The organism is Streptomyces sp. MUSC 14 (assembly GCF_001866675.1).
GTDB lineage: Bacteria > Actinomycetota > Actinomycetes > Streptomycetales > Streptomycetaceae > Streptomyces.
Map to the genome: position 1 here is coordinate 13294 of NZ_MLYN01000023.1, position 23302 is coordinate 36595.

The 23302-nt window shown below is 70.3% G+C and carries 21 protein-coding genes; 13 read left to right on the forward strand and 8 right to left on the reverse strand.

From position 1 onward, the window contains the following. Positions 1-161: 161 nt before the first annotated feature. From BIV25_RS14245 to BIV25_RS14270, 6 genes are all read left to right on the forward strand, one after another. Positions 162-1844, forward strand: a complete 1683-nt coding sequence (locus tag BIV25_RS14245) for a thiamine pyrophosphate-binding protein (protein WP_071372666.1) — start codon at positions 162-164, stop codon at positions 1842-1844. Positions 1845-1856: 12 nt separating this feature from the next. Beyond that, complete coding sequence (frc, locus tag BIV25_RS14250) at positions 1857-3086, forward strand: formyl-CoA transferase (RefSeq protein WP_071372667.1); 1230 nt, start codon at positions 1857-1859, stop codon at positions 3084-3086. A gap of 4 nt (positions 3087-3090) precedes the next feature. Further along, positions 3091-5235 carry an acetate--CoA ligase family protein gene (locus tag BIV25_RS14255; protein WP_071372882.1) on the forward strand — a complete coding sequence of 715 codons (2145 nt, stop codon included), beginning with the start codon at positions 3091-3093 and terminating at the stop codon, positions 5233-5235. Positions 5236-5358: 123 nt separating this feature from the next. Continuing rightward, positions 5359-6720, forward strand: coding sequence for an MFS transporter (locus BIV25_RS14260; RefSeq protein ID WP_071372668.1), 1362 nt, complete (start codon positions 5359-5361; stop codon positions 6718-6720). Position 6721: 1 nt separating this feature from the next. Next, entirely contained in the window at positions 6722-8131 is a 1410-nt protein-coding gene (locus BIV25_RS14265; protein ID WP_079176633.1) for an OFA family MFS transporter, read from the forward strand. Positions 8132-8245: 114 nt separating this feature from the next. Then, positions 8246-9493 carry a low temperature requirement protein A gene (locus BIV25_RS14270; RefSeq protein ID WP_079176634.1) on the forward strand — a complete coding sequence of 416 codons (1248 nt, stop codon included), beginning with the start codon at positions 8246-8248 and terminating at the stop codon, positions 9491-9493. Positions 9494-9898: 405 nt separating this feature from the next. Here BIV25_RS14270 and BIV25_RS14280 read toward each other — a convergent pair whose 3' ends face one another. The 4 genes from BIV25_RS14280 to BIV25_RS14290 form a co-directional block, all read right to left on the reverse strand. Further along, complete coding sequence (locus BIV25_RS14280; protein ID WP_071372670.1) at positions 9899-10576, reverse strand: GntR family transcriptional regulator; 678 nt, start codon at positions 10574-10576, stop codon at positions 9899-9901. 198 nt (positions 10577-10774) lie between these two features. Further along, complete coding sequence (locus tag BIV25_RS14285) at positions 10775-11722, reverse strand: beta-ketoacyl-ACP synthase III (protein WP_071372671.1); 948 nt, start codon at positions 11720-11722, stop codon at positions 10775-10777. A gap of 153 nt (positions 11723-11875) precedes the next feature. Further along, positions 11876-12004 carry a hypothetical protein gene (locus tag BIV25_RS52695; protein WP_256255804.1) on the reverse strand — a complete coding sequence of 43 codons (129 nt, stop codon included), beginning with the start codon at positions 12002-12004 and terminating at the stop codon, positions 11876-11878. Beyond that, positions 11979-13316 carry an OFA family MFS transporter gene (locus BIV25_RS14290; protein WP_071372672.1) on the reverse strand — a complete coding sequence of 446 codons (1338 nt, stop codon included), beginning with the start codon at positions 13314-13316 and terminating at the stop codon, positions 11979-11981. Before BIV25_RS14290 ends, BIV25_RS52695 begins: the two co-directional genes overlap by 26 nt. A 231-nt stretch (positions 13317-13547) precedes the next feature. Here BIV25_RS14290 and BIV25_RS14295 point away from each other — a divergent pair, with 231 nt between their 5' ends. From BIV25_RS14295 to fdhD, 5 genes are read left to right on the forward strand one after another with little or no spacing between them, the layout of a single operon-like run. After that, a complete protein-coding gene (locus tag BIV25_RS14295; protein WP_071372673.1) occupies positions 13548-14519 on the forward strand; it encodes a 2-dehydropantoate 2-reductase in 972 nt (323 codons plus the stop codon). After that, positions 14516-15817, forward strand: a complete 1302-nt coding sequence (locus BIV25_RS14300) for a molybdopterin oxidoreductase family protein (RefSeq protein ID WP_071372674.1) — start codon at positions 14516-14518, stop codon at positions 15815-15817. Before BIV25_RS14295 ends, BIV25_RS14300 begins: the two co-directional genes overlap by 4 nt. Positions 15818-15821: 4 nt before the next feature. Beyond that, complete coding sequence (locus BIV25_RS14305) at positions 15822-17567, forward strand: NADH-ubiquinone oxidoreductase-F iron-sulfur binding region domain-containing protein (protein ID WP_071372675.1); 1746 nt, start codon at positions 15822-15824, stop codon at positions 17565-17567. Continuing rightward, positions 17564-18424, forward strand: coding sequence for a 2Fe-2S iron-sulfur cluster-binding protein (locus BIV25_RS14310; protein ID WP_071372676.1), 861 nt, complete (start codon positions 17564-17566; stop codon positions 18422-18424). Before BIV25_RS14305 ends, BIV25_RS14310 begins: the two co-directional genes overlap by 4 nt. Positions 18425-18431: 7 nt before the next feature. Beyond that, positions 18432-19280, forward strand: a complete 849-nt coding sequence (fdhD, locus tag BIV25_RS14315; RefSeq protein ID WP_071372677.1) for a formate dehydrogenase accessory sulfurtransferase FdhD — start codon at positions 18432-18434, stop codon at positions 19278-19280. Positions 19281-19378: 98 nt separating this feature from the next. On the opposite strand, the gene BIV25_RS51005 is transcribed toward fdhD, so the two are convergent. Next, on the reverse strand, positions 19379-19519 hold the full coding sequence (locus BIV25_RS51005) for a hypothetical protein (RefSeq protein ID WP_177235275.1): 141 nt from the start codon (positions 19517-19519) through the stop codon (positions 19379-19381). 37 nt (positions 19520-19556) lie between these two features. On the opposite strand from BIV25_RS51005, the gene BIV25_RS14320 reads away from it, so the two are divergent. Next, the gene (locus BIV25_RS14320) at positions 19557-20345 is read left to right on the forward strand and encodes a TIGR03084 family metal-binding protein (protein ID WP_079176636.1); all 789 of its coding nucleotides are present in this window, start codon (positions 19557-19559) and stop codon (positions 20343-20345) included. A 159-nt stretch (positions 20346-20504) separates the two neighbouring features. On the opposite strand, the gene BIV25_RS14325 is transcribed toward BIV25_RS14320, so the two are convergent. Continuing rightward, the gene (locus BIV25_RS14325; RefSeq protein WP_071372678.1) at positions 20505-21326 is read right to left on the reverse strand and encodes a LysR family transcriptional regulator; all 822 of its coding nucleotides are present in this window, start codon (positions 21324-21326) and stop codon (positions 20505-20507) included. A 151-nt stretch (positions 21327-21477) separates the two neighbouring features. Between BIV25_RS14325 and BIV25_RS14330 the strand changes: the two genes are divergently transcribed. Further along, on the forward strand, positions 21478-22197 hold the full coding sequence (locus tag BIV25_RS14330; protein WP_071372679.1) for an SDR family oxidoreductase: 720 nt from the start codon (positions 21478-21480) through the stop codon (positions 22195-22197). A 16-nt stretch (positions 22198-22213) separates the two neighbouring features. On the opposite strand, the gene BIV25_RS14335 is transcribed toward BIV25_RS14330, so the two are convergent. Both BIV25_RS14335 and BIV25_RS14340 read right to left on the reverse strand, forming a co-directional pair. Further along, positions 22214-22741 (reverse strand): isochorismatase family protein, encoded by a 528-nt coding sequence (locus BIV25_RS14335; protein WP_177235276.1) that lies wholly within the window; start codon positions 22739-22741, stop codon positions 22214-22216. Between the two features lie 19 nt (positions 22742-22760). After that, positions 22761-23198 carry a MarR family winged helix-turn-helix transcriptional regulator gene (locus BIV25_RS14340; RefSeq protein WP_071372681.1) on the reverse strand — a complete coding sequence of 146 codons (438 nt, stop codon included), beginning with the start codon at positions 23196-23198 and terminating at the stop codon, positions 22761-22763. Positions 23199-23302 lie beyond the last annotated feature (104 nt).

Genomic DNA, 23302 nt, shown 5'->3' on the forward strand with positions numbered 1-23302 from the left:
AACTGCGTCTGCCCCCTGGACACCGCCCACCGGAATGAGGGATAACAAGCTTCATACAGTATTCGTCGACTGTATGCAATCTACTGCATACAGCATGCCGTAGTACGCATACAGGACACCGCGAGCCATCCAAACCCCTATGAAAGGGACAGGACTTCGCCATGCCTGACGACACCCAGGACGTGATCTCCGGTGGTCACCTCGTTGCCAAGGCGCTGAAGGCCGAGGGGGTCGACCGCATCTACACGCTGTGCGGCGGCCACATCATCGACATCTACGACGGCTGCGTCGACGAGGGCATAGAAGTCGTCGACGTACGCCACGAGCAGGTCGCCGCCCACGCCGCCGACGGCTACGCCCGGATCACCGGCAAACCGGGCTGCGCGGTGGTCACCGCCGGCCCGGGCACGACCGACGCCGTCACCGGGGTCGCCAACGCCTTCCGCGCGGAGTCCCCGATGCTCCTGATCGGCGGCCAGGGCGCGCACTCCCAGCACAAGATGGGGTCGCTCCAGGACCTGCCGCACGTCGACATGATGACGCCGATCACCAAGTTCGCGGCGACGGTACCGGACACGGCCCGCGCAGCCGACATGGTCTCGATGGCCTTCCGTGAGTGCTACCACGGAGCGCCCGGCCCCTCCTTCCTGGAGATCCCCCGCGACGTCCTGGACGCCAAGGTGCCCGTGGACAGGGCGCGGGTACCCAAGGCCGGTGCCTACCGCGCCTCCACCCGCTCCGCCGGCGATCCCGAGGCCGTCGAGAAGCTCGCCGACCTGCTGGTCCACGCCGAGAAGCCGGCCATCCTGCTGGGCAGCCAGGTGTGGACGACCCGCGGCACCGAGGCGGCCGTCGACCTCGTGCGCACCCTCAACATCCCCGCGTACATGAACGGCGCCGGCCGCGGCACCCTCCCGCCCGGCGACCCGCACCACTTCCAGCTCTCACGGCGCTATGCCTTCTCGAACGCCGACGTCATCGTGATCGTCGGCACGCCGTTCGACTTCCGCATGGGCTACGGCAAACGCCTGTCACCCGACGCGACGGTCGTCCAGATCGACCTCGACTACCGCACCGTCGGCAAGAACCGCGACATCGACCTCGGCATCGTCGGCGACGCCGGCCTGGTGCTCACGTCCGTGACGGAGGCGGCCTCCGGTCGCCTCAACGGCGGTGCCTCCCGGCGCAAGGAGTGGCTGGACGAGCTGCGCACGGCCGAACAGGTGGCGGTCGAGAAGCGGTTGCCGCAACTGCGCTCGGACGCCTCCCCCATCCACCCGTACCGCCTGGTCAGCGAGATCAACGACTTCCTCACCGAGGACTCGGTCTACATCGGTGACGGCGGCGACATCGTCACGTTCTCCGGCCAGGTCGTCCAGCCCAAGTCCCCCGGCCACTGGATGGACCCGGGCCCGCTCGGCACCCTCGGCGTCGGCATCCCCTTCGTGCTCGCCGCCAAGCAGGCCCGCCCGGAAAGAGAGATCGTCGCCCTCTTCGGCGACGGCGCCTTCTCCCTGACCGGCTGGGACTTCGAGACCCTCGTCCGCTACGATCTCCCGTTCGTCGGCGTCGTCGGCAACAACTCCTCGATGAACCAGATCCGTTACGGCCAGGCCGCCAAATACGGCAAGGAACGCGAACGGGTCGGCAACACCCTCGGCGACGTCGCGTACGACAAGTTCGCGCAGATGCTCGGCGGTTACGGCGAGGAGGTCCGCGACCCCGCCGACATCGGCCCCGCGCTGCGCCGGGCCCGCGAGTCGGGCAAGCCGTCCCTGATCAACGTCTGGGTCGACCCGGACGCGTACGCCCCCGGAACCATGAACCAGACCATGTACAAGTGAGGAGCGCCAGCCATGACCAAGGCTCTTGACGGCATCCGCGTCCTGGACATGACGCACGTCCAGTCCGGGCCCTCCGCCACCCAGCTGCTCGCCTGGCTCGGCGCCGACGTCATCAAGCTGGAGGCGCCGGCCGGCGACATCACCCGCAGGCAGCTGCGCGACCTCCCCGACGTCGACTCCCTCTACTTCACGATGCTCAACTGCAACAAGCGGAGCATCACCCTCAACACCAAGACCGAGCGCGGCAAGGAGATCCTGACCGAGCTGATCCGGCGCTCGGACGTCATGGTGGAGAACTTCGGGCCGGGCGCGGTCGACCGTATGGGATTCACCTGGGATCGCATCCAGGAGATCAACCCCCGCATCGTGTACGCGTCCATCAAGGGCTTCGGCGAAGGCCCGTACACCGAATTCAAGGCGTACGAGGTCGTCGCGCAGGCCATGGGCGGGTCCATGGCGACCACCGGCTTCGAGGACGGCCCGCCCCTGGCGACGGGAGCGCAGATCGGCGACTCCGGCACCGGAGTGCATACAGTAGCCGGGATACTGGCTGCACTCTTCCAACGCGAACGCACCGGCCGCGGCCAGCGCGTCAACGTCGCCATGCAGCACGCCGTACTCAACCTCTGCCGGGTCAAGCTCCGCGACCAGCAACGACTCACGCACGGCCCGCTCGCCGAGTACCCCAACGAAGACTTCGGCGACGAGGTACCCCGCTCGGGCAACGCCTCCGGCGGCGGCCAGCCGGGCTGGGCCGTCAAGTGCGCGCCGGGCGGCCCCAACGACTACGTCTACGTCATCGTGCAGCCCGTCGGCTGGCAGCCGATCACCGAGCTCATCGGCCGGCCCGAGCTCGCCGACGACCCCGAATGGGCCACCCCCGAGGCCCGGCTGCCCCAGCTGAACAAGATGTTCCAGCTGATCGAGGAGTGGTCCTCGACCCTCCCCAAGTGGGAGGTGCTGGAGAAGCTGAACGCCCACAACATCCCGTGCGGGCCCATCCTGTCGACCAAGGAGATCATCGAGGACGCCTCGCTGGTCTCCAACGAGATGGTCGTCACCGTCCCGCACCCCGAGCGCGGCGAGTTCATCACCGTGGGCAGCCCGCTCAAACTCTCCGACTCCCCCGTGGAGGTGACGAGCTCACCCCTCCTCGGCGAGCACAACACGGAGATCTACGTCGGCGAACTCGGCCTCGGCGACGAGGAGCTGCGCCTGCTGAAGTCGAACGGAGTGATCTGACGTGATGGCAGAGGACCGAAAGCTGCGCGTCCGCGCGCTGCTCGACTCCGTGCGCGCCGAGGGCCGCACCGTGCTGACCGCGCCCGAGGGCAAGGTGATCGCCGACGCGTACGGGATCGCCGTACCGGGCGAGGAGCTGGCGAGGGACGTGGACGCGGCGGTGGCCGCGGCGGCACGCTTCGGCGGACCCGTCGTCATGAAGATCGTCTCGCCGGACATCCTGCACAAGACCGACGCCGGCGGTGTCGTCGTCGGCGTGGCGGGCGCGGCGGACGTGCGTGCCGCCTTCCACCGGATCGTCGACAACGCCCGCTCCTACGACGCCACGGCCCGCATCGACGGCGTCCAGGTCCAGGAGCTGCTGCCGCGGGGCCAGGAGGTCATCGTCGGCGCGGTCACCGATCCGACGTTCGGGAAGGTGGTGGCGTTCGGGCTCGGCGGGGTGCTCGTCGAGGTGCTGAAGGACGTGACCTTCCGGCTCGCTCCGGTGGACGGCGACGAGGCACTGTCGATGGTCGACGGCATACGGTCGGCAGAAGTCCTGCGCGGGGTGCGCGGACAGGCGGGCGTCGACCGGTGGGCGGTCGCCGAGCAGATCCGCCGCGTCTCCCATCTGGTCACTGACTTCCCGGAGATCGCCGAGGTGGACCTCAACCCGGTGATCGCGACGCCGGACGGCGCGGTCGCCGCCGACATCCGGATCATCCTCGCCGAATCGGCTCCAGTATCCCGTCGACGGTATACACGCGACGAAATTCTGTCGACGATGCGCCGCCTCATGCGCCCCTCGTCCGTCGCCGTCATCGGCGCCTCCAACGAGCCCGGAAAAATCGGCAACTCGGTGGTGCGCAACCTCATCGACGGCGGCTTCCCCGGCGAGATCCACCCGGTGAACCCCAAGGCCGACGACATCCTGGGCCGCAAGGCCTACAAGAGCGTCACGGACGTTCCCGGAGAGGTGGATGTGGCAGTCTTCGCCATTCCCGCCCCGTTCGTCGCCGCAGCCCTGGAGGAAGTGGGACGCAAGAAGATCCCCAACGCCGTCCTCATCCCCTCCGGCTTCGCCGAAACCGGCGAACACGAACTCCAGGCGGAGATCGTACGGATCGCGGAACGGCACGGCATCCGCCTGCTCGGCCCGAACATCTACGGCTACTACTCCACCTGGCACGACCTGTGCGCCACGTTCTGCACACCGTACGACGTCAAGGGCGGCGTGGCACTGACCTCACAGTCCGGCGGGATCGGCATGGCCATCCTCGGCTTCGCCCGCACCACGAAGACGGGCGTGTCGGCGATCGTCGGCCTCGGCAACAAGTCGGACCTGGACGAGGACGACCTGCTGACCTGGTTCGGCGAGGACCCGCACACCGAATGCATCGCCATGCACCTCGAAGACCTCAAGGACGGAAGGGCGTTCGTCGAGGCAGCACGCGCGACCGTCCCGAAGAAGCCGGTCGTGGTACTCAAGGCGGGCCGCACCGCGGCCGGTGCCAAGGCCGCCGGCTCACACACCGGAGCACTCGCGGGCGACGACGCGGTCTACGACGACATCCTCAGGCAGGCGGGCGTCATCCGGGCGCCCGGCCTGAACGACATGCTGGAGTACGCCCGCGCCCTGCCCGTCCTGCCCGCACCCAAGGGCGACAACGTCGTCATCATCACCGGCGCCGGCGGCAGCGGAGTACTGCTGTCGGACGCAGTGACCGACAACGGGCTGTCCCTGATGGAGATCCCGCCCGACCTGGACGAGGCGTTCCGCCGGTTCATCCCGCCCTTCGGGGCGGCCGGCAACCCGGTCGACATCACCGGGGGCGAGCCCCCGTCGACATACGAGGCGACCATCCGGCTGGGCCTCGAGGATCCACGGATCCACGCGCTCGTCCTCGGCTACTGGCACACCATCGTCACCCCGCCGATGGTGTTCGCCGAACTGACCGCGCGGGTGGTCACGGAGTTCCGCGAACGCGGGATCGAGAAGCCGGTCGTGGCCTCGCTCGCAGGCGACGTCGAGGTGGAAGAGGCCTGCCAGCACCTGTTCGAGCAAGGGGTCGTGGCCTACCCCTACACGACCGAGAAGCCGGTGGCCGTGCTCGGCGCGAAATACAAGTGGGCTCGCGCGGCAGGAGTGTTGGGAGGCGGCTCATGAGGTGAGTGACACGGGGGCCGAACGGCCGTGCGCGCCGGGCGGCCCCGGGACCCGTGCGCGCACGAAAGGCATTGGACAGGGGGCGCTGGCCAGAGCTTTCGACGCGAAGGGTGGAACCGCGACATGCACACCACCGATCCCCCAGCCGTCCTGCTGTGCAGGGAGGTGAGGGACCGCAGGGGCCGCGTGTACCGGGTCGGCGAGAGCGACGTCGATCTGCTGGGCCGCGGCCGAATCTGGATGGCCGTCCTGCCCTGGGCAGGCGTGACCGGCACAAGCTGTGCCGCGTACGCGTATCTCGCGGCGCGGGCCGCCCCCGGCGGCACACCGGGGTGGGGCGGAGGCCTGTGCCCGGCGGGCCTGTGGGCGTTGTCCCAGGCGGCCGTCGCCCTGCCGGCCGGGCGGCTGCGCGAGCGCGGCCGGCTCTCCGCCCGGGCGGCCATGACGAGCGCAGCGCTCGGCACCCTGCTCGGGTACCTCGCGCTCGCAGCTGCACCGCAACTCCCCATCATTCAACTGGTATTCGGGCTGCTCGCCGGTACCGGATCCGGGCTGGCGCTCGCGACCTGTCTGACGCTGCCGGGCAAGTGGTGGCCCGAACACCGGGGCGCAGCCACCGGTTTCGTGGTGAGCGGGCTCGCCGCGGGGGCCGTACCGTTCCTCTTCCCAGCGGTCCGGGAGACCCCTCCGCCGACCCTGCTCGCCCTCGCGGGCGCCGGGGCGTGTTTGGCGGTCGCCTCGGCCGGACGACCGTTGCGGGACCCGCCGCACAACTGGTGGCCGCCCGGCACCGATCCGCGGCCCGTCCCGACCGACACCCCGACCCGGTACACGCACCCGAAGAATCCCCCGGCCGTGCGCCACCACACCGTCCGGCAGGCGGCACGGACACCAGTGTTGTGGTGGACGTGGCTGTGCCTGCTGGGCGCGGCAGGTGCCACCGTGCTGGGCATCCGGCTGCAACCGTCGTACAGCCAACAGCTGGGCTTAAGCGCGGGGTTGATGGAATCAGCGGCCGTCGTGGGTGGCGTAGCGGCGGTGCCGGCCGGGCTGTGGTCGGACCGCGCCGGGCGGCGCACCGTGCTGATCGCGGCCTGTCTGCTGCTGGCCGTCACGCAGTTCGGCACACTGCTCGCGGTCCGTACCGGCGCCGCCGCCCTCCTGCTCGGCTGCGCCGGACTCACCGCGGCCGCCGGCACGTCGGTGCTGGCGCTGGTCATCGCACTGGCCGCGGACCACTTCGGCGAGAACCACAGCGCGAGCATCCACGGACTGCTCGCCGGCGCCTGGCTCCTCCCGGTCGCCGCCGCCCTCAGCACGACGGCTCCGACAACCGCCGCCCGGAACCCCCACACAGCCCTCCTCGCGGCCGGCTGCACCGGGCTCGTCTGCGCCGCCGTGGCGCTGTCGCTCCAAGCGCCGGGCAGGCTCAGCGCCCGGCGCATCGTCCCCAATCCCCACCCCCTCGGCGAGGAGATGGCCTGACATGACGGCTGATCCCACAACAAGGAAGACGTCGACCGAACCCGACGCCACGAAACGTTCGTACCGCGAAGTCACCGACCCCCGGGGACGGGTGTACCGCGTCGGCGAGACGGACCGCGACATCCTCGGCCACTCCCGCAAGCTCATGGTGTACCTGCCATGGGTCGCGATGATGGCCATCAGCGTCTCGGAATACGCCTACGGTTCCGCGGAGGACACCCTGGCCGACGCCCACCACTGGACGCAGAGCAACACCTTCTGGATCCTCAGCATCTGGGTGTTCTTCCAGGCCGGCATCGCCTTCCCGGCTGGCTGGATGCGCGAGAAGGGCGTCCTCACCGCCCGCCGCGCGACGTACATCGGCGGCGCGATGTGCCTGCTCGGCTTCCTCGCCCTGTCCCACTTCCACAACGTGTGGCTGGCCATACTCGGCTTCGGCGTCGTGGGCGGGGTCGGCTCCGGACTGATCTACGCCACCTGCATCAACATGGTCGGCAAGTGGTTCCCCGAACGGCGCGGCGCGAAGACCGGGTTCGTCAACGGCGGCTTCGCCTACGGCTCACTCCCCTTCATCTTCGTCTTCAACTACGCCTTCGACACCCACAATTACAACGAGGTGCTCGACCTGATCGGCGTCTACGTCCTGATCGTCGTGGCGATCTGCGCCTGGTTCTTCAAGGACCCGCCCAAGAACTGGTGGCCGGACGACATCGACCCGCTGTCGTACTCCGGGAACAGCAAGAGCGCCGCGAGCCTCGCCAAGAACCCGCCCGCCATACGGCAGTTCGCCCCGAAGGAGGCCATCCGGACCGGCATGCTGCCGCTCATGTGGGTCATGGTCGTCATCACCGCCGGAGTGTCCATCTTCGGGATCTCCTTCCAGGTCGACTACGCCAAGGACATCGGCTTCGGCCCGCTGGTGGCAGCCACCTCGATGGGTGTCATGGCCGTCATCAACGGCGTCGGGCGCGGCGTGGTCGGCTGGCTGTCCGACCTGTGGGGCCGCAAGACGACCCTGATCTTCGTCATCGTCGTCCTGGGGCTGGCCCAGTTCGGCGTCATCTGGGCCGGTGACATCAAGAACGAGTGGCTCTTCCTGTTCTTCGCCTTCCTCTCCGGCTTCGGCGGCGGCGCCTTCTACCCGATGTTCGCCGCCCTCACCCCGGACTACTTCGGGGAGAACTACAACGCCACCAACTACGGCCTGGTGTACAGCGGCAAGCTGGTCAGCGGCCTGTTCGGCGGCGGGCTGGGCTCCATGGTGGTCAACGCCTGGGGCTACCACGGCGCCTACGCGCTGGCGGGCGGCGTCTCCATGGTGGCGGCGGCGATCGCGCTGCTGCTGCGCCAGCCGGGCCGGCACGGCAGGACGGCGGCCGCCACCACACCGGAGGTCCAGCCGGCTTCCTGAGCCGTACCCCCGCCTGAGCGGTATCCCCGCCTGAACGCTTCCCGCGCCTGAGCGCCACCCGTGGTGGCTCCCCCTCTACGATCTGCACACCGATCACCGGAGGGGGAACACCGCATGCACACCACGCCGTCGGCCACGACGGCCGGGCAGCCCGAGGAGCGCGGGCGGGCCGAGGGCACCGGGGAGGCCGGGGAGACCGGGCGCCGCGTCACCACCCTGGAACTCTTCTTCGACCTGGTCTTCGTCTTCACGCTCACCCAGCTGACCGTGCTGCTCGCGCACGACCTGTCGTTCGCCACGGCCGGCCGGGTGGCACTGATCCTGATCGTGCTGTTCTGGATGTACGGCGCCTACGCCTACCTCACCAACCAGGTGCCGCCCGACCGGCCGTCGCGGCGGCTGCTTCTCATGTGCGGCATGGGCGCGTTCCTGGTGTGCGCGCTCGCCATCCCGCGGGTGTTCCAGGACACCGGTGTGGTCTTCGGTGCCGGCTTCCTGCTCGTGGTCGTCGTGCACACCGCCCTGTACACCCGCAGTCACGGCTGGGACTCGGTCTGGTACGGCGTCACCAACGCGCTGGCGGCCCTGTCGGTGACCGCCGCCGGGCTGGTCGACGGGCTCGCGGCGGACGGACTGTGGCTGCTCGCGATCGCCTTGCAGTGCGTGACGCCGTTCGTCGCCGAGCGCGGGCCGGGGCGCAGGGACGGACGCGGCACGGCGGTGCTGCGCGTGCAGCTCGGGGCCCTGGATCCGGCGCACTTCGTGGAGCGGCACGGACTGCTGCTGATCATCGCCTTCGGCGAGTCCGTCATCTCCATCGGGGTCGGCATCGGCGATCTGCCGCTCACGCCGGGCCTGTTCACCGGCGCGTTCCTGGCCCTCACGCTGTCCATCGCGCTGTGGTGGACGTACTTCGTGCGCGACGAGGAGGCCGCCGAAGCAGCGTTCCGGGCGACACCGCCGCCCGCGCGCTGGCGGCTGGCGATGAACGCCTACTACTACGCCTTCCTGCCGATGCTGCTGGGCATCGCCTATCTGTCGGCGGGCATCAAGACGACCCTCGGCCATCTCGCCCAACACCCGCACTGGGGACCCGCGTTGGCCCTCGCGGGCGGGGTGGCGCTGTTCCTCGCGGGCGACGCCGCGTTCCGGACGGCCCTCGGACTGCGTCCCGTCCGCCACCGCGTCACCGCCGTCCCGCTGGCCCTGGCCACCGCAGCGGTCGGCGTCCGCATGCCCGCCTACGGCGAACTCCTGTTGCTGGTAGCCGTGTTGGTCGCCATGCTGGCGATCGAGGCCCGCTGGTGCGCCCGGACCGCGGTCACCAGTCCGTCCCGGGACACGGCAGGCGCAGGGGAATGACGGTCGTCGAGCGGGGGGTCCCCTGTCTCGCTGGTCAAAGTCGATGGGTACTGGTTCAGGGCGCCTGGAACGATGTGCCCCGTGGATGTTGATGAGGCGGTGGCAGCGGACGGGGACGAACCGGAGTGGACGGGCGTGGTGAGCCAGCGCCTGCGTTGTTGTGTCTGTGGTGGGTCGACGGATGGTTCCGGGGACTATGTGCTCGTCGAACTGACGGCACAGTGCTCAGGCGCTCGCCAATGGCTGGGTGCGCATGCGGGCCACCTGGACTCCGTCCTGGCAGAAGGGTTCTCCGTGGAGATCCACCAGATGTAGCGGTTCCGCCCCCAGCCGGTATGGGTTGCCTTTGCGGAACCATGAAAACGGTGACGGGAGGGGCGAGCGCAGGGAGCTACGGCGGCCGGTTCAGGACTCGTTGCGGTGGTGGTACGAATGCCTGGTGTGCTCGGTGTGCTCGCGCATCAGCCGGCCGGCCTTCTGCTCGTCCCGCTCCTTGATGGCGAAGACGAGGTCGGAGTGCTCGGACCAGGAGGTGCCGCCACGCATCTTGGCGACGGGGGTGTAGTACCAGCGGACCCGGCGGTCGACCTGCGCGGCGAGCTCGGCGAGGACCACGTTGCCGGCCAGCTCCATGACCTTGGCGTGGAAGGCCGCGTTCAGCGCCACGGCGCGGGTCACGTCGTTCTTGGCGACCGCCGTCCGGCCCTCCTTCACGATCTCGAAGAGGGCCTCGACACCCTTCGCGTCGGAGTTGAGGGCCGCCAGCCGGGCCGCCTCCGCCTCCAGCAGGGTGCGGACCGTGAGCAGCTGGTCGGCCTCCTCCTCGGTCGGCTCGTGCACGAACGCGCCCTGCGCGGGCCGCAGATCGACCCAGCCCTCCGTGTTGAGCCGCTGCAACGCCTCGCGCACGGGCTGCCGGGAGACCCCGAGATGCCCGGCCAGCTCGCTCTCGACCAGATGCTGGCCAGGCTGCAGGGCGCGGGTGGTGATCAGCTCCAGCAGGGCCTCGTAGACGCGCTCGCGCAGCGGGCCGGGGCGTTCCAGCTTGGGCACGCTCCCCTGCGGCAGTCCGGTCGACAACATCACGGTCCCCCTCCTGGGCAGGCCTGGCGCGTGGGCGCTGGACGCTCAGTATCGATTGTCTTTTGTCTACAGTCTACGGTGCACAAAATCCAGGCCTGCTGCATACGGTTTCCGGCCCACTGCATACAGTCCCCGCTCACTGCATACGCTTCCGGCCGCTCGCGCACAGGCCTGCCTGTCGCACCCCACCTCACCCGGTCACGGGCAGCGTACGACCTGCCCGGCGTACGACAGGTTGCCGCCGAAGCCGAACAGCAGCACCGGATCGCCGCCGCTCAGCTCTCCCCGCTCGACGAGCTTGGACAGGGCGAGCGGGATGCTGGCCGCCGAGGTGTTGCCGGATTCGGTGACATCGCGGGCGATCACCGCGTTGACGGCGCCGAGTTTCTCGGCGAGCGGTTCGATGATGCGCAGGTTGGCCTGGTGCAGGACGACCCCGGCGAGGTCCTCCGGAGCGACCCCGGCCTTTTCGCAGGCCTGGCGGGCGATGGCGGGCAGCCGGGTGGTGGCCCAGCGGTAGACGCTCTGCCCCTCCTGCGCGAACCGCGGCGGGGTGCCCTCGATCCGCACCGCGTGTCCCATCTCGGGCACCGACCCCCACAGCACCGGCCCGATCCCCGCCTCCTCCCCCGGCCCGCACGCCTCGACCACGGCGGCCCCGGCCCCGTCGCCGACCAGGACGCAGGTGCTGCGGTCGGTCCAGTCGGTGACGTCGGACATCTTCTCGGCACCGATGACCAGCGCCCGGGTGGCCGCGCCGGCCCGGACGGCGTGGTCCGCGGTGGCCAGCGCGTGGGTGAACCCGGCGCACACCACGTTCACGTCCATCGCGGCCGGCTGCGGGATGCCGAGCCGGGCCGCGACGCGGGCCGCGGTGTTCGGGGAACGGTCGACCGCCGTGGAGGTGGCGACGAGGACCAGGTCGATGTCGCCGGGGGCCAGCCCCGCGGCGGCGAGGGCCTTGGCGGCGGCGTGCGCGGCCAGCTCGTCGACCGGCTCGTCGGGGCCTGCGATGTGCCGGGTGCGGATACCGACCCGGCTGCGGATCCACTCGTCGCTCGTGTCGACCATGCCCGCCAGGTCCTCGTTGGTGAGCACCCTGGCGGGCTGGTAGTGACCGAGGGCGGCGATGCGCGAGCCGTTCATGACGGAGATCCCCTTGATGCCGTGCGGGTAGCGGGATCCACCAGTCTGAACAGTGACTCACGGGTACGACGGCAGGTGAGGCCACAGGATTCGGGCGTCCGAGTTGTCGGCTTCCCTCAGACCCTCGGACACCCGAGCATCCGTCCCGGCCCGTCAGCCCGTGAACAGCTGCGTCGCCTTCTGCACGAGCTCGTACACCCCGTAGCCCAGGGGCACCGCCACCCACAGCCAGGCGAGGACGATCAGGCCCCTGCGGCTAGGCGGGCTGCTGTCGCTGGTCATCTGCGGCCTCCCTCGGAGCGGGGACGTGGTGGTGGCGGACGTGGACGGGACGGACGAGTTCGTTGGCGATGAAACCGATCACGAGCAGGCCGATCATGATGCCGAACGACAGTGTGTACAGCGACGCACCGTGCTTGCCCGCCTCCTTCTGCCGGTCGGCGATCCAGTTGACGATGAGCGGCCCGAGCACGCCCGCGGTGGACCAGGCGGTGAGCAGCCTGCCGTGGATCGCGCCGACCTGGTACGTCCCGAAGAGATCCTTCAGATACGCGGGTACGGTCGCGAAGCCGCCGCCGTAGAAGGAGAGGACGACGAGGGCGCACAGCACGAACAGCGGCTTCGCCGAGTCCCCGAACAGCGCGATGAGCAGGTACATCAGCGCGCCGACACCGAGGTAGACGCGGTAGATGTTCTTGCGGCCGATCCGGTCGGAGGCCGACGACCAGCCGATCCGGCCCGCCATGTTGGCCGCCGACAGCAGCGCGACGAAACCGGCCGACGCCGAGGCCGAGACCGGGGTGGAACTTTCCGTGAAGAAGTCCGTGATCATCGGAGCGGCCTTCTCCAGGATGCCGATGCCGGCGGTCACGTTCGTGCACAGCACGACCCACAAAAGCCAGAACTGCGGCGTGCGCACCGCACTGCGGGCCGACACCCGCACACCGTCGGCGTCGCCCGGTCCGCTCACGCCCGCGACCGGGGTGCCCGCGCCGGGCACCCGGACGAGGAGCACGCCGAGGGCCATGAACACGGCGTACGACAGACCGTGCACCAGGAACGCGAGGGCGATGGCATCGTTGTCACTGCCGAAGGCCGAGAGCATCTGCGCCGACCAGGGCGAGGCGATCAGCGCGCCGCCGCCGAAGCCCATGATGGCGATGCCGGTGGCCATGCCCGGCCGGTCCGGGAACCACTTGATCAGGGTGGAGACGGGCGAGATGTAGCCGATGCCGAGTCCGATCCCGCCGACGAAGCCGTAGCCGAGGACGATCAGCCAGTACTGCTTCGTCTGGGCGCCGAGCGCGGAGATCAGGAAGCCGGAGGAGAAACAGACGAGGGCCACCGTCATCGCCCAGCGCGGCCCGTTGCGCTCGACGAGCGTGCCGCCGAACGCAGCCGACAGCCCGAGCATCACGATCGCCAGCTGGAAAGGCAGGGCGCTCTGGGTGCCGTCGAGGTGCAGGGCGGACTCGAGCGGCGGCTTGAACACACTCCAGGCATAGGCCTGGCCGATGGAGAGGTGGACCGAGAGGGCGGCGGGCGGAACGAGCCAGCGGCTCCAGCCCGGAGGTGCGAGAGGGGGGCTGCTCATGCTCGCGGACGGTAGGGCCGGGGACGGGATTTGAGAAGGTGTGCGGTCGACCGTATGCGGTGAACGGTATGCGGGATGCGTCCAACGGTCGACCACCGACCGACGACCGCGCACGTGCTGCACGGACCCTTGCCGAGCCTCATTCCATACTGTAGACAATATTCAGTCGACAGGTTTTAGTCGACTTCTTCTCACCTCCGCGGTATCCCTCAAACCGAACGGAGTGTTCCCGTGAAAGTCGCTGTTCTCGGCGCCGGTGCCATCGGCGCCTACGTCGGTGCCGCGCTCCACCGCGCAGGCGCCGACGTGCATCTCATCGCCCGTGGACCGCATCTCGCGGCCATGAGGCAGCACGGAGTACGGGTGCTCAGCCCGCGCGGCGACTTCACCGCGCATCCCCGGGCCACCGACGACCCCACCGAGGTCGGCCCGGTGGACTACGTCTTCCTCGGCCTGAAGGCCAACGCGTACGCGGCGTGCGGGCCGCTGGTCGCGCCGCTGCTGCACGAGCGCACCGCCCTGGTGGCCGCGCAGAACGGCATTCCCTGGTGGTACTTCCACCGGCACGGCGGCCCCTACGACGGCCGCCGCCTCCAAAGCGTCGACCCGGACGGTGCCGTCAGCACCGTCCTCGCCCCTCATCGGGCTGTCGGCTGCGTCGTCTACGCGGCCACCGAGCTCCAATCCCCTGGTGTCGTACGGCACTTGGAGGGCACGCGGTTCTCCATCGGTGAGCCCGACCGGAGCGTCTCCGCGCGCTGCACGGACCTCAGCGAGGCGATGCGGACGGGCGGGCTGAAGTGCCCGGTGGAGGAGGACCTGCGCGGCGACATCTGGGTGAAGCTGCTCGGGAACATCTCCTTCAACCCGATCAGTGCCCTGGCCCGCGCCACCATGCGGCAGATGTGCCTGCACGGCGGCACGCGCCGGGTGATCGAGACGATGATGCGCGAGACGCTGTCCGTCGCCGAGGCGCTGGGCTGCACGGTGGCCGTGTCGGTCGAGCGCCGGCTCGCGGGTGCCGAACGCGTCGGCGACCACCGCACCTCCACCCTCCAGGACCTGGAGCGCGGCAAGCCGCTGGAACTGGACGTGCTGCTCGCGGCCGTGATCGAGCTCGCGGAGATCACCGGCGTGGAGGTCCCCACGCTGCGCACCGTGCACGCCATATCGGACCTGCTCGCCCTGAGGAGCGCGGCATGAGGGACACGGAGACACCACAGATACCGCAGATACCGCAGAAACGGCCGCCGAAGACCTACACCCGACTCACCCACCCCCTCCTCCGCGACGCACGCAACAAGCCCTTCCGGCAGGCCACCTGGGAGGAGGTGCTGGACCGGGCGGCGGACGGGTTCGCCCGGCACCGGGGTGCGTTCGGTATGTTCTCCTGCGCCCGCGCCACCAACGAGATGAACTACGTGGCACAGAAGTTCGCGCGGGTCGTGATGGGCACCAACAACGTCGACTCCTGCAACCGGACCTGTCACGCCCCGAGCGTCGCGGGACTGTCGGCGGCGTTCGGCTCCGGCGGCACGTCGTCGTACGAGGAGATCGAGCACACGGACGTCATCGTGATGTGGGGCTCCAACGCCCGCTTCGCGCACCCGATCTTCTTCCAGTACGTGCTGAAGGGGATCCGGGGCGGCGCCCGGATGTACGCGGTCGACCCGCGGCGGACCTCGACCGCGCAGTGGGCGGAGAGCTGGCTCGGGCTGAACGTCGGCACCGACATCCCGATGGCGCACGCGATCGGCCGCGAGATCATCCACGCCGGACTCGTCAACGAGGCGTTCGTCGCCCGGGCGACCACCGGCTTCGAGGAGTACCGCCGGCTGGTCGAGCCGTGGACGCTGTCGCTCGCCGAGAAGGCGACCGGCGTACCAGGCGGCGTCATAAGCGAGGCCGTCTGGAACGAGCTGCGGTCGGTCTCGCCCGACCACTACGGAATGACGTACGAGCGGCTGGAGGAACACCGTGGCATCCAGTGGCCCTGCCCGAGCACCCAGCAACTCGAACCGACCTATCTGCACGGCCGGTTGCGGGATCCCGATCCCCGACAACGGGGAGCGCTCGCCCCGTTCGGGCTGGTGGCGCACGACCCGCCGGTGGACCTCACCGACGAGCGGTTCCCGATTCGGCTGACCACCCGGCGGCGCCTGGACTCGTACAACACCGGGGTGCGGAGCGGTGGTTTCGCCTCGCCGCTTCGCCGTGGCGAGTACGTCGAGCTGTGCCCGGAGGACGCCGAGCGGTACGGGGTCGCGGTCGGCGAGGAGGTGCGGGTTTCCTCGCGGCGCGGTTCGGTGGTGGCGCCGGTGTGGATCGACACCGCGCTGCGGCCGGGCCTGGCCTTCATGACCATGCACTTTCCGGACGAGGTGGACACCAACCAGCTGACGACCGAGGCCAATTGCCCGATCGCGGGGACGGCGGAGTTCAAGGCGTCGGCGATCCGCATCGACAGGCTCCCGGCGACGGCGACGGCACAGGTGGGGTGAGGGCGTGGACCTGCGCTTCGGTGACTGCAGGCCGACGGACGAGGAACGGGCGGCCGTGGACGCTCTGTTGGGCCCGCCGGAGTCCTCCTGGGAAGGTGCTGACCGCACCGACGCCGATCTGCGGTGGGCACGTGGCGGGCGGGCGGCCCGCGACCGGCGCGACCTGCTGCTGCCGGGCCTGCACGCCCTGGGCGACCGCGTCGGCTGGATCAGCGAGGGCGGCCTGGACTACCTGTGCCGCAGGCTGACCGTGCCGCCGGCCGAGGCGTACGGGGTGGCGACCTTCTACGCCATGTTCTCGCTGCGGCCGCGCCCCGCGACCGTGCTGCACGTGTGCACCGACCTGGCCTGTACGGCGGCCGGCGCGGACGCGCTGTGTGCCGGGACCGAGGCCCGGCTGGGTCCGGACAGCGGGGTGGGCGTCGAGCGCAGCCCCTGCCTGGGACTGTGCGAACGGGCCCCGGCCGCGCTCGCGGTCCGGGCGGGCGAACAGGTCCGTACGGCCGTGGCGGCGGTGCCGCAGGCGGGGGACGCGTCGCTGATGCTGCTGGGCCGCGTCGGTGTGGTCGACCCGTCCTCGCTGGACGACTACCGGGCGCACGGCGGTTACGCGGCCCTGCGCCGGGCCTTCGAGCTGGGGCCCGCCGGGGTGATCCGCGAGGTGACCGACTCGGGGCTGGTGGGGCGTGGCGGTGCCGCCTTCCCCACGGGCCGCAAGTGGCAGTCCACCGCCGCCCAGCCGGACCGGCCACACCACCTGGTGTGCAATGCGGACGAGTCGGAGCCGGGGACGTTCAAGGACCGGGTGCTGATGGAGGGGGATCCGTTCGCGCTGGTGGAGGCGATCACCGTCGCGTCGTATGCAATATCCGCGCACCGGGCTTTCGTATACATCCGCGACGAATACCGGCGAGCGGTCGACAGTATGCAGTATGCGATCGACCAGGCCCGGGCCCGTGGCCTGCTCGGCGACGACATCCTCGGCCAGGGCTACCGCCTGGACATCGAGATCCGGCGCGGTGCCGGCGCCTACATCTGCGGCGAGGAGACCGCCCTGTTCAACTCGATCGAGGGCCACCGCGGCGAGCCGCGTTCCAAGCCGCCGTTCCCGGTGGAGAAAGGGCTGTTCGGGAGACCGACGGTCGAGAACAACGTGGAGACGCTGGTCAACGTGCTGCCGATCCTGACCCGGGGCGCACAGGCGTACGCGGCGGTCGGCACCGAGCGCTCCACCGGACCGAAGCTGTTCTGCGTCTCCGGCAGCGTGGCCCGGCCGGGTGTGTACGAGCTGCCGTTCGGGGCGACGCTGGGCGAACTGCTCCGGCTGGCCGGAGTGCGCGACGGGCTGCGGGCGGTACTGCTCGGCGGGGCGGCGGGCAGCTTCGTACGGCCGGACGAGCTGGACATCCCGCTGACGTTCGAGGGCACCCGCGAGGCGGGCGCCACCCTCGGCTCGGGTGTGGTGATGGCGTTCGGCGACACCGTCTCCCTGCCCCGGCTGCTGCTGCGGATCGCCCGGTTCTTCCGGGAGGAGTCCTGCGGGCAGTGCGTGCCGTGCCGGGTGGGGACCGTCCGGCAGGAGGAGGCACTGCGCCGGATCGCCGAGCGCTCCGGGGCGGCGGCAGCGGACGACATCGCGCTGCTGCGGGAGGTCGGACGGGCCATGCGGGACGCCTCGATCTGCGGTCTGGGGCAGACCGCGTGGAACGCCGTGGAATCCGCCATCGACCGTATGGGGGCGTACGCATGACCGTCACACCGCTCGGGATCCCCCGCCGGTTGCTGGAGTTCACGGTCGACGGCGCGCCGGTCCGGGTCCCGGAGGGCTCGACCGTGCTGGACGGCTGCCGCGCGGCCGGGAAGGACGTCCCGACCCTGTGCCAGGGCGACACGCTGCGCCCGCGGAACGCCTGCCGGGTGTGCGTGGTGGAGGTCGAGGGCTCGCGGACGCTGGTACCCGCCTGCTCCCGCAGGGCCGAGTCCGGGATGGCGGTGCGCACCGACACCGAACGGGCCCGGCACAGCCGGAAGATCGTCCTGGAGCTGCTGGCCTCCTCCGTCGACCTGTCGACCACACCGGGGGCGGCCGAGTGGATCAAGGAGTACGAGGCGAAGCCAGACCGCTTCGGCCCGGACGCGGCCCGGCTGGACGAGGAGCCGAGGGTCGACAACGACCTCTACGTGCGCGACTACGACAAGTGCATCCTGTGCTTCAAGTGCGTCGACGCCTGCGGCGACCAGTGGCAGAACAGCTTCGCGATCGCGGTCGCCGGGCGCGGTTTCGACGCGCGGATCGCCGTCGAGCACGACGCTCCGCTGACCGACTCGGCCTGTGTGTACTGCGGGAACTGCGTCGAGGTGTGCCCGACGGGCGCCCTCGCGCCGCGTACCGAGTTCGACATGCGGGCGGCCGGCACCTGGGACGAAGCACGGCAGACCGAGACGTCCACGGTGTGCGCGTACTGCGGAGTGGGCTGCACCCTCACCCTCCATGTGCAGGACAATGAGATCGTGAAGGTCACCTCACCGCACGACAATCCGGTGACCCACGGCAATCTCTGCATCAAGGGCCGTTTCGGCTACCAGCACGTACAGAACCGGGGCTGATCAGGACATGGGACGAGTCACGGAACGACGCAAGGTGCTCCGCATCCGGGACGGCGCGGTCTCCACCCGGCCGGACACACTCGTCGCCGAGGAACCCCTGGAGATCCGGCTGAACGGAAAGCCTCTCGCGATCACCATGCGGACGCCGGGCGACGACTTCGCGCTGGCGGCTGGGTTCCTGGTGAGCGAAGGTGTACTGGCTACTGCATACGATCTACAGAACATCGTCTACTGCGCGGGGGCGACCGCAGACGGCTCCAACACCTACAACGTGGTCGACGTGAGGACCGCGCCGGACGTGACATTGCCGGACTTCACCCTGGAACGGAACGTCTACACCTCCTCCTCGTGCGGCCTGTGCGGCAAGGCCAGCCTCGACGCCGTCCGCACGACCGCGCGTTTCCCCATCGCCGACACTCCCCCCGTCCAGGTCACCCCCGAGCTGCTGGCGAGCCTCCCCGACCGGCTGCGGGCGGCCCAGCGGGTGTTCGACCGAACCGGGGGCCTGCACGCGGCGGCCCTCTTCACCGAGGACGGCGAGCTGCTGGACATACGAGAGGACGTGGGCCGCCACAACGCCGTGGACAAGCTGGTCGGACGGGCACTCCAGAACGGCGACCTGCCCCTGTCACGGACGATCCTGCTCGTGTCCGGACGGGCCTCGTTCGAGCTGGCGCAGAAGGCGGTGATGGCGGGCATCCCGGTGCTGGCGGCGGTGTCTGCGCCGTCCTCGCTCGCGGTGGACCTGGCCGCCGAGACGGGGCTGACCCTGGTGGGTTTCCTGCGGGGCAGCTCGATGAACGTGTACGCGGGAGAGGACCGCATCGCCCTGCAGGAGGCGGCCGCCCAGGGCTGAGGCCGACTCCCCGCGGCACGGCGGCGGGGCCCCGCCGGCGGGGAGCGCCCCCCTGCGCCGCTGGGCCCCGCCGCAGAGCCTGTCGGGTGGCCGGTTGATTACGCCATGATGAGGTCTTCGGCGGTCTTGGTTCGCGCGGTCTTGCGGTGGGATTCATGGCTCCACCGCGATGACTGCCCGTCCAGCCGGACGGCCATCAGGCGGATCATCGCGACCTTGGTCATGGCCTCGGAGAGCACACTTCGTCTCCGCCGTTGGTCAGGAAGGATTTGCACCATGGCGCACATGCTGAACTACAACCTCGCCGTCCCCGATGCAGATGACGCCGGTGTCCTGTCCGCGCTGGTGGCTGAGGGTGACGAGCTCGACGCCCTGGTCAGGGCAGTGGACGACTGGTCCATACCGACACCGGCACCGGCACCGGGCTGGACGGTCGCCCACCAGATAGCCCACCTCGCGTGGGCGGACGCGAACGCGGTCGGCGCCTTACGCACTCCGGACGCGTTCGGCGCCGAGCTCGGGCGGGCGGAAGCCGAAGGCAGCGGGTGTGCGGACAAGGCCGCCGCCGCGGGAGCGGCCAAACCGCGGTCGGTACTTCTCGAGGAGTGGCGGGCCGGTCGAGCGGAACTGGCGGCGGCACTGCGCGACACACCATGGGACCACGCATTCCCCTGGTACATGTCGATGGTGACCCCGGCTCTGATGGCGCCCCTTCGTCTGATGGAAACCTGGGCACACGGGCAGGACGTCTTCGATGCTGTGGGCGTGCCACGCCGCCCGACGGATCGACTGAAGCACGTGGCGTCGCTGGGGGTGTTGGGGCGGGCGCTGTCCTTCGCCGCCGTCGGACTGCCTGAGCCGGCGGACCCCTTCCGCGTCGAGCTGACAGCACCTGACGGACGGACCTGGGTGTGGGGCCCCGAGGCTGCCGCGCAACGGGTACAGGGCGGCGCCATCGACTTCTGCCTGTGTGTCACCCGGCGTCGCCCCTGGTCCGAGACCAACATGACGGCGACCGGCGAGGACGCCCAGAAGTGGCTGGAGGTGGCGCGCGTCTTCCTCTGAGAGCTTTCGGGGCGCCTGTGTCACGCGAGACGCGTGACGGTTGCGATCTGCCCTCCGGACACGGCGACGGTCCCGATCGCGCGGTGTGTGCCAGTGCGACAACTCCGGGGCCGTCAGCGGCCCATGCTCGGCGTGATCAGCTGGCCACCCGACAGGCTCTCAGCCGCACCCCGCCGTCGCCGCGGCCTCGGCGAACTCGGTGATCAGGGGCGAGGTACGGCCGACCGCCCAGGCCAGCAACACCTGGTCCGGTTCGGCGTCGGTCACCGGTACGTAGCTGATGTCCGGGCGGGAGTACTGCTCGGCGATCGAGCGCGGGACGAGTGTGATGCCGCTGCCCGCGGCCACGCACTCGAACTTCTCCTCAACGGTGCGCACGGGCATGTCGCCCGGCCCGGGAAACGCGTAGCGCAGCCATGTCTCGCCGTCGAGGTCGGCCAGGGACAGCTCCGGCTTACCGCCGAGGCGGTGTCCGGCCGGGAGCATCGCCACGCGGGACTCGGTGTACAGGAGCCGCAGTTCGAGACCCTCCTCGCGCAGCGGAGCGCGCAGGTAGGCGATGTCGAGGGTGCCGTCGAGGACGAGTCGTTCCTGGTCGTCCCATTCGATGCGGCGTGCGCTGGTCTCGACGTCCGGGTGCGCGGCCCGGAAGGCACGCAGGGCGTGGGTGACGACGATGCCGGCGCGGAAGCCGACCACGAACCGGCGGGGCTCGTCCGCGGCCCGGCGCACCCGGCGTCGGGCGCCGTCGGCCGCGGCCAGCAACTGACGTGCTTCCCCGTCCAGTTGGCGTCCGGCGTCGGTCAATGTCACGCCATGGCTGTCGCGCACGAACAGCTCGACGCCCAAGTCCTTTTCCAGCGCCTTGATCTGACGGCTCAGCACTGGTTGGGCGATGTGCAGCCGCTCGGCGGCGCGGCCGAAGTGGAGCAGTTCGGCGACCGCGACGAAGTAGCGGACCTTGCGCAGGTCCAGGTCCATGACCACCCCTCTCGTCGGCAGGCCACGTTCCTGTGGTGATGCCTTCCGGGTATCGCCGCGAGCGGAAGAGGTCTTGGACGTACGCCCTCGTACGACCGCAGGCTGGAAGCATCCGATCGGGATGGAACATCGGCATCGAGAGGAATTTCCCATGGATCTGCGGGGACAGCGCGTGGTCGTCATCGGGGGTACTTCGGGCATCGGGCTCGCGGTCGCCGAGGGGGCGGCGCGGGAGGGTGCGGAGGTGGTGGTGGCCTCGCGCCGGCCGGAGAGTGTGGACGCGGCGCTGAAGCGGCTGCCCGAGGGCGCCGAGGGGAGGGTGCTGGACGCGATGGACGAGGACGCGGTGCGCGGCTTCTTCCAGCAGGTCGGCGCGTTCGATCATCTGGTGTACACGGCGGGTGAGGCGCTGCTGCTGGAGAGCATGGCCGAGACGACGGTCGAGCGGGCCCGGCGGTTCATGGACACACGGCTGTGGGGGGCGTACACGGCGGTGAAGCACGCCGCCGCCTCGATCCGCCCGGGCGGGTCGGTGGTGCTGACGACGGGGACGGCGGGGCGCCGACCGGTGCCCGGTTCGAGTGCCGCGTCGGCGCTGTGCGGGGCGATGGAGTCGCTGACCCGGGCGCTGGCCGTGGAGCTGGCACCGGTGCGGGTCAACGCCGTCTCGCCCGGCGTCGTGCGCACCGAACTGTGGCGGGAGTTGCCGGAGGATGTCCGGGAGGGGCTGTTCCGGTCGTCCGCCGAGTCGCTGCCGGTGGGACGGGTCGGCGAGCCGGCGGATGTGGCGGAGTCGTACCTGTATCTGATGCGCGGTGGCTACAGCACCGGGTCGGTGGTGGTCGTGGACGGCGGCGGCACGCTCGTCTGAGGCGTCTCTCGTCCCGTCAGCCGGTGGCGAGGCGGACGCCGGTGGCGGTCACGACCGTCCCGAGGCGGGGGAAGTCGAGCCGGACGGACGCCTCGTGCTCGGCGGCGGTGAAGGCGGCCATGGCGTCCTCCACGAAGACGAGGCCGTAGCCGAGGTCCGCGGCGGCGCGGGCGGTGGACTCGACACCGAGGTTGGTGGCGATGCCCGCGAACACCAGCGTGGTGACGCCTCGTTCGCGCAGCCGCTCATGCAGTCCGGTGCCCTGGAAGGCGCCGAGGGTGTGCTTGACCACCTCCAGGTCGCCGTGGCGGGCGAGTCCGGCCACCAGGCCGCTGCCGGGCGGCTGTTCGGCGACCGAGGGGCGTTCGACCCGGACGAGCACGACGGGCGCTCCGGCGTCGCGGAAGGTGTGCGCCAACTCCTCGGCGATGGCGAGCACATGTGTGCCGGTGCGGGGTTCCAGGGGCAGCGCGACGACGCGGTCCATCAGGTCGATGAGGATCAGGGCGGTGCGCTGCGGATCGAGCACGGGAGCTGCGGTCATGACGGAACGTTAGCCGCCGTCAGCCGTCCGTGCCGGAAATCCGGATCAACAGGTCCGTGAACTGATCGCGTTCGGCGGCCGAGAGCGGGGCCAGCAGGTCGTCGTTGGCCGCACGGGCAGCCTCCTCGCAGCGTTCGAGGAGGCGGGCGCCCTCGCCGGTGAGGGACACGGCGTTCTTGCGCCGGTCCCGGGGGTCGGGGGTGCGGACGACGTGGCCCGCGGACTGGAGGTCGTTCAGGACGCCGACCAGGTCCTTGGGGTCGAGGCCGACGCTGCGGCCGAGGTCGGCCTGGGCGACGGGGGCGAGGTCGCGGACGGCGGAGAGGACCACGTGGTGCCACATCTTCACGCCCTCGGCCGCGAGGGCCTCGGCGACCAGGGCGCGGCCCCGGGCGGCGGCCCGGCCGAGGAGCCAGCTGGGCAGGGAACGGATCGCGGGCAGGGGTGCGTCGGCCATGGCGGAAGCCTATCCGGAATTCATTGGACTTCCCAACGAAAACCGGCTACCGTTGGGACTCCCAACGATTCTTGGGTCTTCCCAACACTGATGTGCCGGGTCCG

Bases quoted from the DNA above. Each gene is read 5' to 3' on its own strand.
- BIV25_RS14245 (WP_071372666.1), top strand. From the start codon at position 162: ATGCCTGACGACACCCAGGACGTGATCTCCGGTGGTCACCTCGTTGCC.
- frc (WP_071372667.1), top strand. From the start codon at position 1,857: ATGACCAAGGCTCTTGACGGCATCCGCGTCCTGGACATGACGCACGTC.
- BIV25_RS14255 (WP_071372882.1), top strand. From the start codon at position 3,091: ATGGCAGAGGACCGAAAGCTGCGCGTCCGCGCGCTGCTCGACTCCGTG.
- BIV25_RS14260 (WP_071372668.1), top strand. From the start codon at position 5,359: ATGCACACCACCGATCCCCCAGCCGTCCTGCTGTGCAGGGAGGTGAGG.
- BIV25_RS14265 (WP_079176633.1), top strand. From the start codon at position 6,722: ATGACGGCTGATCCCACAACAAGGAAGACGTCGACCGAACCCGACGCC.
- BIV25_RS14270 (WP_079176634.1), top strand. From the start codon at position 8,246: ATGCACACCACGCCGTCGGCCACGACGGCCGGGCAGCCCGAGGAGCGC.
- BIV25_RS14280 (WP_071372670.1), bottom strand. From the start codon at position 10,576: ATGTTGTCGACCGGACTGCCGCAGGGGAGCGTGCCCAAGCTGGAACGC.
- BIV25_RS14285 (WP_071372671.1), bottom strand. From the start codon at position 11,722: ATGAACGGCTCGCGCATCGCCGCCCTCGGTCACTACCAGCCCGCCAGG.
- BIV25_RS52695 (WP_256255804.1), bottom strand. From the start codon at position 12,004: ATGACCAGCGACAGCAGCCCGCCTAGCCGCAGGGGCCTGATCGTCCTC.
- BIV25_RS14290 (WP_071372672.1), bottom strand. From the start codon at position 13,316: ATGAGCAGCCCCCCTCTCGCACCTCCGGGCTGGAGCCGCTGGCTCGTT.
- BIV25_RS14300 (WP_071372674.1), top strand. From the start codon at position 14,516: ATGAGGGACACGGAGACACCACAGATACCGCAGATACCGCAGAAACGG.
- BIV25_RS14310 (WP_071372676.1), top strand. From the start codon at position 17,564: ATGACCGTCACACCGCTCGGGATCCCCCGCCGGTTGCTGGAGTTCACG.
- fdhD (WP_071372677.1), top strand. From the start codon at position 18,432: ATGGGACGAGTCACGGAACGACGCAAGGTGCTCCGCATCCGGGACGGC.
- BIV25_RS14320 (WP_079176636.1), top strand. From the start codon at position 19,557: ATGGCGCACATGCTGAACTACAACCTCGCCGTCCCCGATGCAGATGAC.
- BIV25_RS14325 (WP_071372678.1), bottom strand. From the start codon at position 21,326: ATGGACCTGGACCTGCGCAAGGTCCGCTACTTCGTCGCGGTCGCCGAA.
- BIV25_RS14330 (WP_071372679.1), top strand. From the start codon at position 21,478: ATGGATCTGCGGGGACAGCGCGTGGTCGTCATCGGGGGTACTTCGGGC.
- BIV25_RS14335 (WP_177235276.1), bottom strand. From the start codon at position 22,741: ATGACCGCAGCTCCCGTGCTCGATCCGCAGCGCACCGCCCTGATCCTC.
- BIV25_RS14340 (WP_071372681.1), bottom strand. From the start codon at position 23,198: ATGGCCGACGCACCCCTGCCCGCGATCCGTTCCCTGCCCAGCTGGCTC.